Below are 14,977 nucleotides of genomic sequence, written 5' to 3'. Positions count from 1 at the left end.
TGCTGCTCTTAATTTACTACTTATCGCTCTCGAACAAGTCGAAAACCTATATAATTCGCTCTAAAATCTGGCGCTAACGCTAAGCGAGTTGACACTCGAGCCAAACTCGGCGCGAAGTTCCATGCACCGCCACGCACTGTAACATCGCTCTGAGAAGCACGCTTTTGCGTCCACTCCCAAACGTTTCCTACAGTATCATATAAGCCATAGCTATTCGGTGAAAATTGGGCAACTGGTGAAGGACTTTTATTAGACCACTCACTGCCACACCAACCACAATTAGCTAGGTTTCTTCCGATTTCATTACCCCATGGGTACTCAGATGCAGTGCCTGCACGCGCCGCATATTCCCATTCAACTTCATTGGGTAATCTAAATTGCTGCCCTTTTTCACCAGATAACCAGTTGGCATATGCTTTGGCATCGTCATAGGCAACACACACAACGGGAAAATTATCTGATTGCTCGTAACCTGGGTTTTCCCAATTATATTCAAGCTCCCAAACCGGTTCGCCATTTTTATAGTATGCGCAGCCTTTACCTTGTTCGGCTAAGGTTTTATATCCTGTGCTTTGCGCAAAACGGCGAAAAGCCGCCACTGTAACCTCAGTGCTCTGCATGGCATATGAATGGCTCAACACTTTTTCAACAACGGGACGCTCATTTGGTAAACCATTACCCGTCAGGTCGCCCATTTTAAAAGTGCCCGCAGGGATAATAGCGAGCTTATTTTCGGTGGTTGCTACGGCGACCACTTGTACTTGTTGCGCTTCAGGCTCAGGCTTTTTCGTTACAACAGACGTTACCGATTGGCGTTTCTTCACCAATTTCGCATTAATGGTTTGCGCAGCTCGTAGGTTAATGCGTGCTTTATAAGGTTCATAACCTAATTTCCGGATCTCAACATCATAAAATCCAGCAGGAATTGCTACTGTCGTTTTTGTCGCGCCGTAACTGACTCCATTAATAAATACTTCGTCGTCGTAAACATTTGATCTTAAAGTTAACTCGACTGTTTTATCAGCCGTTTGTGACTTTTTTACAAGAGGGGTCTCCACGACGGGCTGCTTTGTAATAGTCGCAACTTCAACCGGCTCACTTTGTTCGTCCGAAAAAGTCAGTTGGTTATCACTGTAGACTGTCGAGTAGTTCGACTGGTAATTTACGGCAAGCGGAGTGCCATACTCAGCACAATAACGATTGTCTAAGCTCAACAAGTTACATAAGCGGCTGCTATTTACATCACCACGCATCGTCACACTGAGGTTAACGTTGTAGTTGCCTTGTCCACTAAACCCACTATTTACAACATGGCTGCTAACCACTTGAACCTGCGCGCCAGCCATATTGCGTTTTGGCTCAACAACACGACTCTCGGTTAGGTTTGCAAAAATCTGGTCAATAAAGCGCTTGGTTGCTTTTTGAAGCCCCATTTGCTGACCACGCTGTTCACAAGCCGCCAAGGTCTCTGTGCGTTTACAGTTAATCGTGTGATCTACTTCTAGTGTACCTTCACGAGTAAACTCATTACGTAGTCGCTCTACTCGCGCTGTGCCAAGCTGATCTTTTAAGTTTTCAAGCGTATTTACTAAGGTGTGCTTAGTCACACGGACTTGCTCAATATCTTTACGTTGTGATGCAATCGCCGCAATTTGCATCGCAATGTCTTCTTTGTTCTGCTTGTGATCTGTCACAGCTTGTTGATACCGCGTTTGCGCAGAAGAAATATCAATGGAAGGATCATCAATTAGCCGACGATACAACTCATTCATTGCGTCTAAGGCCTGATTTTTTTCTTTGTCTAACTCACCTGAACGTTTTCTCAATAACTCAAGTTGAGACTGCAGACGCGTTTCCTCTGCTAGGTGTTTTTCTAAAACGACCGAGTATCTGTCTAATTCGCTTTGCTTGTTAGACAATTCAGACTCGATGGCAGTGACCGTTGCAGTATCTTGCGCCATAGCGCTTTGAGCAACAGTACCCATGGCCAGGATCGAGGCCGAGACAATAAAAGTTAAAGGAGCAATTCGCATATGTTCCATTCCCAACAGCGGCAATTGTTTGGTCTTGTTATTTCTTATAGTTAGGGCTCTATGCTATGTACTTACAAAGTAAAACACAAGCTTTGCACAATTAATATCTGAGTTTACAACTATTAACCAGCGTCTTGCCAGTTTTTAGCTGAGATTTTGTCTATTTTTCTCTAACATCGCGATGTGTTACTAATTCAAGTCCAAAATAGAAGGTAGGTAATCAAGGATGTATGATAACCTCTGGAGTGAAACGCTCGGGTTATTTTATTATAGTGTGCAAAATATCAGACTGATTTCATCATGCAAACCATCACCAATATCGCCGAGTCACCGATCCAAACTATTCACCACCCGACATTGGAAAAATACGGTTTAACGTTGCAGGTTAAGCGTGATGACTTGCTCCACCCGGTGATCCAAGGAAACAAATGGCGTAAGCTAAAATACAATATACTCCACCTAAAGCAAGCTGGCCTTGAAGAGTTAGTCACTTTTGGCGGGGCGTTTTCCAATCACTTATATGCTACTAGCATGGCGTGCAAACTTTTCGCAATCAAAGGTCACTTAATTGTTAGAGGCCCAGAGATTGACTGGCGCAATCCAACGCTAAAAATGGCAAGCGCTTGCGGGCTAACACTTCATCCCGTGAGTCGAGTCGAATATCGGCAAAGAAATCAGCCTGAATACATTCAAACTCTGCAAGCCAAGTTTAATAATGCTTATCTCATACCAGAAGGCGGCACTAATGCACTTGCACTGCAAGGCGTTGAAGAGTTAGCGCATTCCTTGCCTCAAAGTGATTATGTCATGACGGCTGTAGGTAGTGGCGGCACAGTGGCAGGACTAATCTCGGGATTACCTAATCACACGCAGGTTCTAGGCGTTACGGTACTAAGAGGTGCTGAATACCTAGCACAGGAGATACATGAATTAATCACAGCTCAGCGCTGCGCGCCATGGCAGCTACTCCATGATTTTCACCACGGAGGTTACGCCAAGACTACACCTGAATTGCTGAGTTTTTGTCATGAAATGAAGGTAAAATATCGTTTGCCTCTTGAGCCTATTTATACTGGTAAACTGTTTTACGCCATTTTCACTTTGGCTCAACAAGGATACTTCAAAAGAGGCAGTGTGATCACCGCAATCCATACCGGCGGCTTACAAGGATTAGATGGTTTGAGATATTTGACTAATAAAAAGTCGGCCTAATCAGCTCATGCGGTTAGCGTTTTAGTGAATATCAGCGAGCTGTTGTAACGGTGCGGAAAAATAATGCCCTTGGGCCCCTTTCACTCCAAGCCCTTTGATACAACTCAATTCAGCAACGGTTTCAATCCCCACTGCATACACGGGAATACCCAAGCTTCTTGCTTGAGCGACTATTTGCTTAACTGTGCGTTTACGATACGCAGACTTTTCAATGCCGTGTACCAGCTCGCAGCTGAGCTTGATAGCTTTTACCAACTCGGCAAGCGGTGTGCGCCCTAGCGTAAGAGCTTGTGTAACGTTATCCAAATAAATATCGCACCCAAGTCGATTCAACCTATCAAAAGCCGCTAGCAAACGTTCTCCATGTTGATAGACCTCTTCTATGCTAAGTTCAAACCCAATTGCCGCCCCGCTATGAGACGCAATTAGCTGCCCCTCGAGCCACTCAATAAACTGACTATCCACCCAACTCGAAATATGTAAGTTAATGCTTACCTTACCAAAACTCCTTTCCTGCTCATAAACAGACAACACCTGCTTCACTATCGCTCTATCCAGAAACTGAAATTGCTCTGGAGTATAAAGGTGTTGCATCACCTGCTTGGCCGAAATTCGCCCCATTTCTTTGTGAGTCACTCTTAGTAGCGCTTCGCTTACAATTACGTCTTCGGCTAAAAAGTCGAACAACGGCTGGAAGAATAAGGAAAACTGTCCGGCTTTCAAATAACTCAGCAAAGCTTCACCGTCTTCGTTAAGGCGTTTTGCCAATAACTCTGTAAGATGCACTAGATGAGTATGTTGCCACACTTGATTTTGCGCAATTGAGAGCGCTGATTTTGCGCTCTGATAAACCTGTGTCTGTTGTTTATTTTCCTGATAAAAACAAGCGCCAAGTTTCACTTTGCTGCGAGATAAATCCCCCCGAAACTCTAACAGCACTCGATAAACGATTTCGTGCATTTGCTTTACCAAATCCATACCTTTAGTCGCCCCAATCTGCTTTACTGTCACGGCTAATGCCCCTGAAGCCAGATATTTAACTGCCACAGTCCCAAACTCTCCAACGCCTTTAACCAGCGCAAGCTGAAAATGTAACTGCAGATCAACTTCTTTAGGCGTACTGCACTGCCAATGGATTAACGCAAATAATGCATACTGCCCTTCTGGAGCGGGGGCTGGTAAAGCCACAGGCTTCTGCGCATGTGAAGTCGACTCAGCCTTACCGTATAAAAACCACCACCGGTGTACGAATAACACCAGCCCAATCGACAATAAATTGAAAAATATCAATATATATCCATGACTTATCCATATAGATTCATGGTACAAGGTAACGGTTTGGTCATTGGCAACAAATTGGTGCTCTTCTGCATTCGCAACAGGTAACAACGAAAAACCATACTTCGTAGCTATTTCACTTACTCCCGTAGCAAAAGCTTCAGCTGATAGCTGAGAAATTTCAGCCGCGGCTTCTTCGCCTTGCGTGTGAACCTGAAGGTGTAGTAAATGATTAAGAAGGAAATTTAGACACAACAACACCGTCAAACTTACCGCGACTAGCTTTTTTTGATACTGACGACGAAATCCATCTAACAGCTGAATTGGCATAATGTTTTTATTGGGTGGAAAGATAACTGAAGTGTTGTTCAAAATAGTGCAAAACTCAAGCGAGATGCGGCTTTTAATTGTACAGAAAGGATAAGCAACTGAGCCAAAACTAGAAATGCGTTAAGTTTAATAATCGTACAAGATGGTAAGCTTTATCTAAGCTTACTCTTCACTATTCTCTTAGAGATATTTATACCACTAAAAACAAAAACCCCAGCATGATGCTAGGGTTTTCTTAGATGCTATACCACCGTTTAGAACGGAATGTCATCATCAAAGTCAATTGGTGGCTCCATAGGATTTGAGCTACCACCTGATTGACCATTGTTTTGGTTCTGTTGTGGTGCAAAGCCACCTTGAGACTGGCCACCGAATCCAGAAGACTGCTGAGAATTCTGTTGCGATTGCTGTGGTGCGAATCCACCTTGCTGCTGGTTTGACTGGCTTTGCTGTGGCTGCGAATATTGCTGCTGAGGCGCTTGATTATAGCTTTGCTGGCCATAATTATTTTGCTGCTGTTGACCACCTTGGTACTGGCCGCCACCTTGACCCTGCTGCTCGCCACGGCCACCTAGCATTTGCATTTGGCCACCCATGTCCACCACGATTTCCGTTGTGTACTTTTCTTGGCCGCTTTGATCTGTCCACTTACGAGTCTGTAGACGACCTTCAATGTAAACCTGCGAGCCTTTTCTTAAATACTCACCCGCAACTTCCGCAAGTTTGCCAAACAACACCACACGGTGCCATTCTGTGCGCTCTTGCAATTGACCGGTGTTTTTATCTTTCCAGCTATCCGTAGTTGCAATGCTGATGTTAGCCACGCCGTTACCGTTTGGCATATAGCGAACTTCAGGATCTTGGCCCAGATTACCTACCAAAATTACTTTATTAACACCACGTGCCATGGCATTGTCTCCTCACACTATGACAAGCCCAGCACTTGCTTGGCTTGCTTCAAATCAAAAATTTTATCATCTACTTTTAGGTAGCTACGATTCTCATCTCTCACTACCGTGGCCTCAAGTACCCCAGGTAATGAAACCAATTGGTCTGCCAATTCCGTCGCTTGTTGCTCATTTTCTACAGCAGAAACTAAGCTGATCGCTTTGCTCTTAGGTGGCACTTGCATGCCCCATGCGATAACAAACCATATTACCCCAATAATGGCCGTCGCGGCAAATATCGTATCGACCGCAAAATTTTGTGCCAAGATACCACCCAAAGCACCACCTATAAATGCACCTAGAAACTGGCCAGATGAAAATACTCCCATCGCCGATCCCTTTTGGTTTGCTGGAGCTATGCGAGAAACCAACGCAGGCATAGTTGCTTCGAGAAAATTAAAGGCAATAAAATAGACCAGCATTGCACCTGCGATCATCCACAGTGAATCTACAAAGCAATACAAAGTAACTGAGCTTACCACTAGCATTGCAATAGACAGCAAGAATGTCTGCTTTTCTTTTTGTTTGCGGATTGCCACTATCATCATCGGTGCCATCAAAATAAAGGCGAGTAAAAATACCGGAATATAGAGTTGCCAGTGCCTATCTGCAGCAAGACCATCACGGATCAACTGGCCTGGCAAGGCTACAAAAATTGTAGTCAGCGTCAAATGCAATAGCAACACCCCAAGATCGAGCCTCAGTAACTGTGGGTTTTGCACCAAGCGACGAATATCTGCAAAGCTTGCTATTGTGTCACCTTTTGGGGCTTTATTTACCGCATTTGGCACCATAAAGGTAATGATAGCGATACCTACAATTGCCAATACCGCCGTCAGCCAGAAGATCCCTTCGATACCAAAAGACGCTGCAATCATTGGTCCTAATAACATGGCTACAGCAAAGCTCATACCAATGCACATGCCAATGACCGCCATTACCTTCGGACGCTGCTCGTCACGGCTCAAATCCGCAGCAAGCGCAAGTAAAGCACTTGCAATCGCGCCCATGCCCTGTAGGGCTCTACCAAATGTCACCCAATAGATTGAATCCGCTAATGCCGCGATAACGGATCCTAATGCAAATACCAACAACCCACCAATGATGATTGGCTTACGACCGAACTTATCAGACAACCAACCCATAGGTATCTGGAGTACAGCTTGAGTCAAACCATAAGCACCAATAGCCAAACCAATCCACAGTGGCGAGACATCCTGTAAAGACTGGCCGTAAACAGCTAACACTGGCATCAGCATGAACAAACCAAGCATGCGGAAAGCGAAAACGCCAGCAAGAGAAATCGCGGCGCGCTTTTCAGTTGGATTTAAAGAGTCATTAGACATAAGGCGGTATTCATCACTATCGAAAATCACGCGCAAGTTTAACAAACTCTTTTCTTAACTTACACTAGCGCGAACGGATCTTTGCAATGCGATTGTTACCATCATGATTTTGAACGGCTTACTTCGAGAGAAAAAAGCGCTAGTTGGTGCCGTACTTGGCCGTGATCTGATCTAATTTTCCGCTACGTTTAACCCGTTCAAATGCTTGACTCAAACGCTGCAAACGCTCGCTCGAGGTGCGTGCCTTGCTAAAGGCAAAATATACTGGGTTTTCGTTAATAACCAACGGGCTAATCGCAAACTTTTCAAAATCAGGGTTATTTTTACTTTGATACAGGATGTTGAATTTTTCTTCTAAAAACCCTGCTATCCGTCCTTTTTTGAGCAAATTCAATTTTACCTGATTGTCGGGTACATAAATAAATTGTGTTTCACTGTCGGTACGACGCGCAAGGCGAGCTGTAAACGCCTCACCGTAATAAGCATTACGCTGAATAGCGATGGGCTTTGACAGGTGGAATAACGACTCAAGTGAGTCAAGCTGATGAGGCTCGCCTGAGTTCATTGCAAAAACAATCGTTTCCATTCGTTGAGGACCAATAAAATGCGCAAACTGTTCACGTACCGGTGTTTTTGTGACGCTCAAAATAAGATCGATATCGCCCTCCTCTAAAAGCTTCAGCGCCCGACCCCAAGGAATACTTACGAAACGATAGCTACACCCTGCTTCATCCAACAAGGCTTTAGCGAAATCAACATCCATACCGTGCCAAACAAGGTCGTCATTTAACTTAGACTGCGCAGCATAATTCTCAAACCGTACCACCAGCTCACAGGCGAAGACATTTTGGCAAAGCAGCGCCAAAAGCAATAAAAGTCGATACAAAATCAATATCCCAAGTTGATCGGTTTAATAAGTTTAGTTCGTTTAGCAGAGATAACTTAATTTTGTATTCGGGATGCGGTAATCTGTTCACTTCACATCATGCTTTGACTGATCCAGGTTTCAATTTAGTGGATTAGTATCGCGTACTCAGTACAGCGCACGAAAAAACACAAGGGTCGTATGGATAAAATAGAAGTTAGGGGTGCCCGCACCCACAATTTAAAAGACATTTCACTCACCATTCCAAGAGACAAGTTGATAGTGATCACGGGTCTTTCTGGCTCAGGGAAGTCGTCTTTAGCATTTGACACCTTATACGCAGAAGGCCAGCGTCGTTATGTTGAGTCTTTGTCTGCGTACGCGAGGCAGTTTTTATCGCTGATGGAAAAACCAGATGTGGATCACATTGAGGGCTTGTCTCCCGCGATTTCCATTGAACAGAAGTCGACTTCTCATAACCCACGCTCAACCGTGGGAACCATTACCGAAATATACGACTATTTAAGGTTACTCTTTGCCCGAGTGGGTGAACCGAGATGCCCTACGCATGATTTACCGTTAGCCGCACAAACCATCAGTCAAATGGTTGATACTGTGTTGGCGCTACCCGAGGGTAGCAAACTCATGCTGCTTGCACCGGTGGTGAAAAACCGTAAAGGTGAGCACGTAAAACTGCTAGAAGAGCTTGCGAGCCAAGGTTTTATTCGTGCACGTATTGATGGCGAGGTGTGCGATCTCTCAGATCCACCAACGCTAGAGTTACAGAAAAAACATACCATAGAAGTCGTAGTGGATCGTTTCAAAGTCAAAGCAGGGCTTGAGCAGCGGTTAGCCGAATCTTTTGAAACCGCGCTTGATTTGGCTGATGGCATTGCGCAAATCGCCTATATGGATGATAACGACGCAGACGAACTGATCTTCTCGGCCAACTTTGCCTGTCCAACTTGTGGCTATGCCATGAGCGAACTTGAACCACGACTGTTTTCTTTCAATAACCCCGCAGGTGCGTGCCAAAGCTGTGATGGTTTGGGGGTAAAGCAGTACTTTGATCCCAAACGTGTAGTGCAAAACCCAGAACTAAGCTTGTCTGGCGGTGCAATCAAAGGGTGGGATAAACGCAGTTTTTACTATTTTCAGATGTTAAGCTCGGTTGCCGAGCAATATGGATTTGATTTAGAAACGCCATTTCAGGATCTGCCGAGTAAATTTCAAAAAGTGGTTTTAGAAGGCTCAGGCAAAACTAAAATCGCGTTTAAGTATCGTAATGACAGAGGCGATCTTATCACCCGCAATCACGAGTTCGAAGGCGTGTTAAACAATATGAATCGCCGTTATCGGGAAACGGAGTCAAGTTCAGTAAGAGAAGAGCTCGCCAAATATCAAACCAGCCAAGCGTGTCCAAGTTGCCATGGCTCACGACTGCGCGAAGAAGCTCGCCATGTGTTTATCGGCTCGACCAACCTGCCAACTGTAACAACGATGAGTATCGGCGAAGCCAGTCAATTTTTTATCGACTTAGCACTCACAGGCCAAAAAGCACAAATTGCGGACAAAATACTCAAAGAGATCCGCGACCGTTTATCTTTCTTGATCAATGTAGGCCTAAACTACCTCTCTTTGGAGCGTAGTGCTGATACTTTATCTGGCGGTGAAGCTCAGCGGATCCGTCTTGCAAGCCAAATTGGCGCCGGTCTCGTGGGGGTAATGTACGTACTGGATGAGCCTTCAATTGGTCTACATCAGCGCGATAACGACCGTTTACTTAAAACACTCACGCACTTAAGAGATCTTGGCAACACCGTGATTGTGGTAGAGCACGACGAAGATGCCATTCGTGCAGCCGATCACATCATAGATATAGGTCCAGGCGCCGGCGTACACGGCGGCTATGTCGTCGCTGAGGGAACTCGCGATGAGATAATGCAAAGTAAAGACTCATTAACGGGTCAATATCTCAGTGGCGAGAAATGCATTGAAGTTCCAGCGCAACGTCATCAATGTGATGACAAGTGGCTTGAGCTGAAAGGCGCAACGGGCAACAACCTAAAAAGTGTCGATTTAAAAGTACCAGTTGGTCTAATGACCTGCATAACAGGGGTATCTGGTTCTGGTAAATCTACCCTCATTAATGACACCCTATTCAAACTTGCTCATCAGGAATTAAACGGTGCAACAACGCAAGAAGCTGCACCATATGAATCAGTTCATGGGCTAGATCACTTCGATAAAGTTATCGATATTGATCAAAGTCCTATCGGTCGCACACCACGTTCAAACCCAGCAACTTATACCGGGATATTTACTGCTATTCGTGAACTATTTGCGGGGACACAAGAGTCGCGTTCACGCGGTTATAAGGTTGGCCGCTTTAGTTTTAACGTTAAAGGTGGTCGCTGTGAGGCCTGTCAAGGCGATGGGGTTATCAAGGTAGAAATGCACTTCCTGCCGGATGTCTACGTTCCTTGTGATGTCTGTACTGGTAAGCGCTATAACCGTGAAACACTGGAAGTACTGTATAAAGGTAAAAATATCCACGAAGTGTTGGAAATGACAGTTGAGGACGCCCGGGAATTTTTTGATAAGATTCCCGCAATCAATCGCAAACTACAAACTTTAATGGACGTTGGCCTCTCCTACATTCGTTTAGGGCAAGCCGCCACGACTTTGTCCGGTGGTGAAGCGCAGCGTGTTAAGCTCGCTCGTGAACTATCAAAACGAGATACCGGCAAAACACTCTACATTCTCGATGAGCCAACCACAGGTCTGCACTTCCATGATATTCAGCAGCTACTCGCGGTGTTACATCGTCTACGCGATCATGGTAATACCGTGTTGGTTATCGAGCATAACCTAGATGTCATCAAAACCGCAGACTGGATTGTAGACTTAGGTCCAGAGGGGGGAGCTGGAGGTGGTCAAATACTCGTCTCAGGTACGCCTGAAACGGTGGCTAACTTTGCAGCTTCGCATACAGGTAAGTACCTTAAGCCCTTATTGTCTTAATTTCTAAAAGTCTCTATTATTGGTGCATAATAATTACAAATTCATTTATTATGCATCAACTTCTCGCGCCAAAAAACTTAACCGCGTACCTAGCAAGGCTGCGCTTTTCCATCGGCCAATTTTGGCAAAGCCTAACACTGGCTCAACGCTATTATTTAGTTAGTTTTATCATTTTTATGTTCAGCTTGAGTGAAACTGAAGATGATAACTTCACCGCTTTTTTGATCTTAATAACCACAGTAACGGCGCTATGTTATGAATTCTGGCCAAGGATCATGATCTTTTGGGAAAGTGTGCCAGGTAAAGCACTGATACTGTTATTTTATGCCTTTATCGCTAACTTTGTGTTAGTGCAAGCTGATGGCCGTATCAATGATTTAACTGGGGTCAGCACGGATAATTTCCCTTACACACATAATTTGAGTGTGTTGTTATCGTTACCTACTTGGTTTTTTATTACCAGTACCTTCTTGTTGATTCTCGCGCAACTCTTTATGACATGCTATGTCGTTGTACTTTTCCTGCTTAAACCATTACGTATAAAGCCTTTTTGGCATCAGAACCACTATCGTTATCCAGCAACAACAGCAATCATCAGGTTGATCATGTGTTTTGTTTTATTGGCTTTCTTGGTGCTCGGCATCGCTAAATCAGGTGCTTCAACCGCATTTACTGGGTTTTCTTCTGATTTCAAAATAGATGAGGACGGAATTTCTTTCCATGCCAACGCGAAAGAATCACGCTCAGCAAACTCCGAAGAAGAAAACGAAGGAGCATCGGAAACTCAACCACAAGTGGCCGACATGAGTGGTGATACTCCACAACAAGATGAAGCACAGTCCACTGCAGATGAGCCGGAGTCGTTAACCGTATCTATTAATAACAATTCTAACCCAGATTTACATGAGCAAGGCAAAAACTATAACGATGTGCTTAACCAAATATTGGCTTACTTTATCTTTCGCTTTGAGTCTGACGGAAACTCACGCTGTGAACATAGCGAAGGCAGTAATATTGTTGAATTAAACGATTATGAGATCTTAGAGATCATGCCGGATAACGCCGCGGAATACGGCTACACCTATACAGTAAAGCCTTGTATTTCAGCGGCAATTGGTCACCAGTTTAAGCCGCAGCAACCATAAAAGTGCCTAGCGCATCGCGCTCTTGCTGACTCAGCGGTTGAGATTGCTTAACCGCAAAGTCATATCGCACCATAATGGTGTTACCTTCAGCACAGCATTCTCCATGCTGCCAAGCCTGCTGCAAAATCACAAATGAGCTGTTGCCGATATGTTCAACAGCCGTTTTTATTTCGACTTCCTGACCATAAAATAGCTCCCCTTTAAAGGTGACTTCGACTTTGGCAACAATCAATTTCCACTCTTTTGGATTTAAATCTGGTGTAAATATTTTGAAAATAGGTGTGCGCGCGGCTTCAAACCACACAGGGAGTACGGTATTGTTGATATGTCCAAGCACATCTGTGTCGCAAAAACGCGGCATAAGCTTTTCAGACAGCATAATAACTCCAATAAAAACTAGGGAAAAACATGAGTGATTTTATTCGCGTTTACGATAACGCACTCAGTTCAGACTTTTGCGATGAATTCGTAAAGACCTTCGATCAAAGTCCACATTTAAAACAGGGGACTACATCTGGTGGTGTCGACTTGAGTAAAAAAGTCAGTCACGACCTTTATTTAAATTCCTATCCTGACTATGCCAAACAGTTACAACACATTCAACAGGTTACGGCAAAGCACTTATTTGAGTACCTTGAAGAACATTTTTTTATGATCATCGGTGCATTTGGACTTAAAGTGTATCACCCCAAAACTGGTGAACCTGTCGATCTCACTGTGGATAACTTTGAAGAAGTCGGCAAGCCACAACTCCCGGTCCTTGCTCAACAGCTATTTCGTTTAGGCGCTATCCAAGCTCAACGCTATCAAATAAATAAAGGCGGCTACCCCTACTGGCACAGCGAAGTCTACCCTCAACATGACCATAATGAAGCCTTACACCGAGTGCTGTTATTTATGTTCTACCTTAATGATGTCGAGGAAGGTGGCGAGACCGAGTTTTATTATCAGCAGCGTAAAATTGCCCCAGTAAAAGGTTCTATGGTGATAGCACCAGGGTATTTTACACATACACATAGAGGCAATATTCCGGTTTCTAATGATAAGTATATACTCACTTCGTGGGTGTTATTTAATAGAGCAGAGCAACTCTATGGTACGCCCAAATAAGCTATCGCTATACTTCAGGGGCTGTTGAACTCAAGCATAAAAGATAACAGCCCCCACAGAACTTATTTAACCTGAGGTTTGGATAAGGAATGGACTAACTCACTGTTTTTTAATCACCTTAAACTATCTTCTTATCTAGCCAGAGAGTTTTGGGGATAACTCCGCTTCCGCGTCCTGCTCTCGCTAAGGTACCTACATCCTGTAGGCAAGGCGAATTTACGCACCAATAGCTGGCTATTGGAAGTGAATTCAACGCAGTTAGCGCTAAAACTGGCTGCTAGAAAGGCATTAATTATCCGCAACTCAGGTTATTTAGCTTTGGTAAATTCAGCCCACTCTATCAGCATGGGTAAAAAATCTTCATAGCCACACACCGCCATCATACCCGATTCATCTAAAGCCAGCGCGTCTTCTTGGTATTGCGCTATGTCATCACTTTCATGAAACAGAGCGTGGCTTTCAAATAATGCTTCTTGCGGCGTGAATGTGGCGCGGATCTCTTTTCCAGCCAACACAAGCTCTTCTTTTTGATTTGGCAGGTTTTCAAGCTGTGTCAGCAGGCTGACAATACGCTCATGTGCAAGCTCTTCGCTCAGCCACCGACCTATCAACGCGTGCTCGTCATTTAAGCGAGCTCGAAACCCAGAAAGTGGGTCACGAATAAACTGATATTCCATCTTTACTTCTTAACTAAATCACCTTCTTTTATTATACCTAAGTGGCGTCCGCTAAGCATTCATTGATAGAATTACCTTTTAACCACTCGATTATTGGTCAACGCATGTCGCCTGTTGAGATCTTATTTCCTCTCATTTTTATCGTTATTTCTGGGTTTTTAAGTGCAAAGATAGGCTTTATCGCCATCAATCAGCTTGATGGCTTGCGTACTTTTATCTTTAATTTATGTATTCCTGTGCTGTTATTTAGCAGTATGGTGCAAGCAGATCTGGAAAGCCTCGCGACGGGCTCCTTGTTATTATCCTTTTATCTCCCAGTCGCTCTGACTTATGCAGGCTTATACCTATTTCTCTTTAAAGCGCAACATCGCTCGAAAGCAGACAGTGCAGCATTAGCATTAAGTGGCACCTACTCTAATACCGTGTTAGTCGGATTACCGATAATCTTAATGGCACTCGGAGAGCAAGCCGCTGCCATGGTATTTATGATTATTACATTCCACAGTGCGATGCTGTTTTTTATGACTTTTTTACTGGCAGCAAGACACAAAAATAAGGTAGATATTGTGAAACCCCTGCTGTTAAACCCAATAGTGGTAAGTATTACGAGTGGTTTGATATTAAACGTTGTTGGGTTAAAGCTACCAAGCTTAATACTTGAAAGCTTTAGTTGGTTGGCAAAACCCGCCATTCCAGGGGCGCTATTTATTCTGGGTGCGAGCTTGGTACAGTATGGCGTGCGGGGAAAGTTACAGGGTGCAATATGGCTAAGTACAGTAAAACTGATACTACTACCGGGATTGGTTTATCTCTTTGCCACTTATTTAGGATTGGCAACTCAACAAGTTCAGGTGGTGACTTTAATGAGTGCCTCTCCGCTGGGAGTCAATGCCTATCTTGTTGCTAGACAGCTCGACAGCCAACAAGCAACGCTTGCGGCTACCGTTGTGCTGTCTACTGTGCTGAGTATGGTCAGCCTGACTGGGTGGTTATACTTTTTGGTATAACCG

Annotated in this window: 12 protein-coding genes; 5 read left to right on the top strand and 7 right to left on the bottom strand. The window is 44.3% G+C overall.

Annotated elements, in window-relative coordinates; genetic code table 11:
- Nucleotides 1-20 precede the first annotated feature (20 nt).
- The gene (locus PNC201_RS01700) at nt 21-2,033 is read right to left on the bottom strand and encodes an SUMF1/EgtB/PvdO family nonheme iron enzyme (protein WP_010605945.1); all 2,013 of its coding nucleotides are present in this window, start codon (nt 2,031-2,033) and stop codon (nt 21-23) included.
- Nucleotides 2,034-2,333: 300 nt separating this feature from the next.
- Here PNC201_RS01700 and PNC201_RS01695 point away from each other — a divergent pair, with 300 nt between their 5' ends.
- The gene (locus PNC201_RS01695) at nt 2,334-3,245 is read left to right on the top strand and encodes a 1-aminocyclopropane-1-carboxylate deaminase/D-cysteine desulfhydrase (protein WP_102055972.1); all 912 of its coding nucleotides are present in this window, start codon (nt 2,334-2,336) and stop codon (nt 3,243-3,245) included.
- A 21-nt stretch (nt 3,246-3,266) separates the two neighbouring features.
- On the opposite strand, the gene PNC201_RS01690 is transcribed toward PNC201_RS01695, so the two are convergent.
- The 4 genes from PNC201_RS01690 to PNC201_RS01675 form a co-directional block, all read right to left on the bottom strand.
- On the bottom strand, nt 3,267-4,853 hold the full coding sequence (locus PNC201_RS01690; RefSeq protein ID WP_102055971.1) for an EAL domain-containing protein: 1,587 nt from the start codon (nt 4,851-4,853) through the stop codon (nt 3,267-3,269).
- A 254-nt stretch (nt 4,854-5,107) separates the two neighbouring features.
- Nucleotides 5,108-5,761 carry a single-stranded DNA-binding protein gene (gene ssb / locus PNC201_RS01685; protein ID WP_010376633.1) on the bottom strand — a complete coding sequence of 218 codons (654 nt, stop codon included), beginning with the start codon at nt 5,759-5,761 and terminating at the stop codon, nt 5,108-5,110.
- Between the two features lie 17 nt (nt 5,762-5,778).
- Nucleotides 5,779-7,146: an MFS transporter gene (locus tag PNC201_RS01680; RefSeq protein WP_102057836.1), complete on the bottom strand. Its 1,368-nt coding sequence runs from the start codon at nt 7,144-7,146 to the stop codon at nt 5,779-5,781.
- 139 nt (nt 7,147-7,285) lie between these two features.
- Complete coding sequence (locus PNC201_RS01675; RefSeq protein WP_010605950.1) at nt 7,286-8,032, bottom strand: substrate-binding periplasmic protein; 747 nt, start codon at nt 8,030-8,032, stop codon at nt 7,286-7,288.
- A 180-nt stretch (nt 8,033-8,212) separates the two neighbouring features.
- Here PNC201_RS01675 and uvrA point away from each other — a divergent pair, with 180 nt between their 5' ends.
- Nucleotides 8,213-11,035: an excinuclease ABC subunit UvrA gene (gene uvrA / locus PNC201_RS01670; protein ID WP_102055970.1), complete on the top strand. Its 2,823-nt coding sequence runs from the start codon at nt 8,213-8,215 to the stop codon at nt 11,033-11,035.
- A 50-nt stretch (nt 11,036-11,085) separates the two neighbouring features.
- Nucleotides 11,086-12,180, top strand: coding sequence for a hypothetical protein (locus tag PNC201_RS01665; RefSeq protein ID WP_102055969.1), 1,095 nt, complete (start codon nt 11,086-11,088; stop codon nt 12,178-12,180).
- Here the strand turns inward: PNC201_RS01665 and PNC201_RS01660 are convergent.
- Nucleotides 12,161-12,559 (bottom strand): acyl-CoA thioesterase, encoded by a 399-nt coding sequence (locus PNC201_RS01660; protein ID WP_102055968.1) that lies wholly within the window; start codon nt 12,557-12,559, stop codon nt 12,161-12,163. The genes PNC201_RS01665 and PNC201_RS01660 overlap by 20 nt on opposite strands.
- A 29-nt stretch (nt 12,560-12,588) precedes the next feature.
- Between PNC201_RS01660 and PNC201_RS01655 the strand changes: the two genes are divergently transcribed.
- Nucleotides 12,589-13,290, top strand: coding sequence for a 2OG-Fe(II) oxygenase (locus PNC201_RS01655; RefSeq protein WP_088531994.1), 702 nt, complete (start codon nt 12,589-12,591; stop codon nt 13,288-13,290).
- Between the two features lie 308 nt (nt 13,291-13,598).
- Here the strand turns inward: PNC201_RS01655 and PNC201_RS01650 are convergent, their stop codons facing one another.
- Nucleotides 13,599-13,967 carry a YacL family protein gene (locus tag PNC201_RS01650; RefSeq protein ID WP_010376624.1) on the bottom strand — a complete coding sequence of 123 codons (369 nt, stop codon included), beginning with the start codon at nt 13,965-13,967 and terminating at the stop codon, nt 13,599-13,601.
- A 62-nt stretch (nt 13,968-14,029) separates the two neighbouring features.
- Between PNC201_RS01650 and PNC201_RS01645 the strand changes: the two genes are divergently transcribed.
- Nucleotides 14,030-14,974, top strand: a complete 945-nt coding sequence (locus PNC201_RS01645) for an AEC family transporter (protein ID WP_233525200.1) — start codon at nt 14,030-14,032, stop codon at nt 14,972-14,974.
- Nucleotides 14,975-14,977: the final 3 nt, after the last annotated feature.

Origin of the sequence: Pseudoalteromonas sp. NC201 (genome assembly GCF_002850255.1) — a bacterium.
Taxonomy (GTDB): Bacteria; Pseudomonadota; Gammaproteobacteria; order Enterobacterales; family Alteromonadaceae; genus Pseudoalteromonas.
The sequence above is the reverse complement of the archived record's forward strand: the minus strand, read 5'-3'. Positions and strand labels throughout refer to the sequence as shown.

What these genes read in the sequence shown, in the direction of transcription:
- PNC201_RS01700 (WP_010605945.1), bottom strand. Translation starts at nt 2,033, where the DNA reads ATGCGAATTGCTCCTTTAACTTTTATTGTCTCGGCCTCGATCCTGGCC.
- PNC201_RS01695 (WP_102055972.1), top strand. Translation starts at nt 2,334, where the DNA reads ATGCAAACCATCACCAATATCGCCGAGTCACCGATCCAAACTATTCAC.
- PNC201_RS01690 (WP_102055971.1), bottom strand. Translation starts at nt 4,853, where the DNA reads ATGCCAATTCAGCTGTTAGATGGATTTCGTCGTCAGTATCAAAAAAAG.
- ssb (WP_010376633.1), bottom strand. Translation starts at nt 5,761, where the DNA reads ATGGCACGTGGTGTTAATAAAGTAATTTTGGTAGGTAATCTGGGCCAA.
- PNC201_RS01680 (WP_102057836.1), bottom strand. Translation starts at nt 7,146, where the DNA reads ATGTCTAATGACTCTTTAAATCCAACTGAAAAGCGCGCCGCGATTTCT.
- uvrA (WP_102055970.1), top strand. Translation starts at nt 8,213, where the DNA reads ATGGATAAAATAGAAGTTAGGGGTGCCCGCACCCACAATTTAAAAGAC.
- PNC201_RS01665 (WP_102055969.1), top strand. Translation starts at nt 11,086, where the DNA reads ATGCATCAACTTCTCGCGCCAAAAAACTTAACCGCGTACCTAGCAAGG.
- PNC201_RS01660 (WP_102055968.1), bottom strand. Translation starts at nt 12,559, where the DNA reads ATGCTGTCTGAAAAGCTTATGCCGCGTTTTTGCGACACAGATGTGCTT.
- PNC201_RS01655 (WP_088531994.1), top strand. Translation starts at nt 12,589, where the DNA reads ATGAGTGATTTTATTCGCGTTTACGATAACGCACTCAGTTCAGACTTT.
- PNC201_RS01650 (WP_010376624.1), bottom strand. Translation starts at nt 13,967, where the DNA reads ATGGAATATCAGTTTATTCGTGACCCACTTTCTGGGTTTCGAGCTCGC.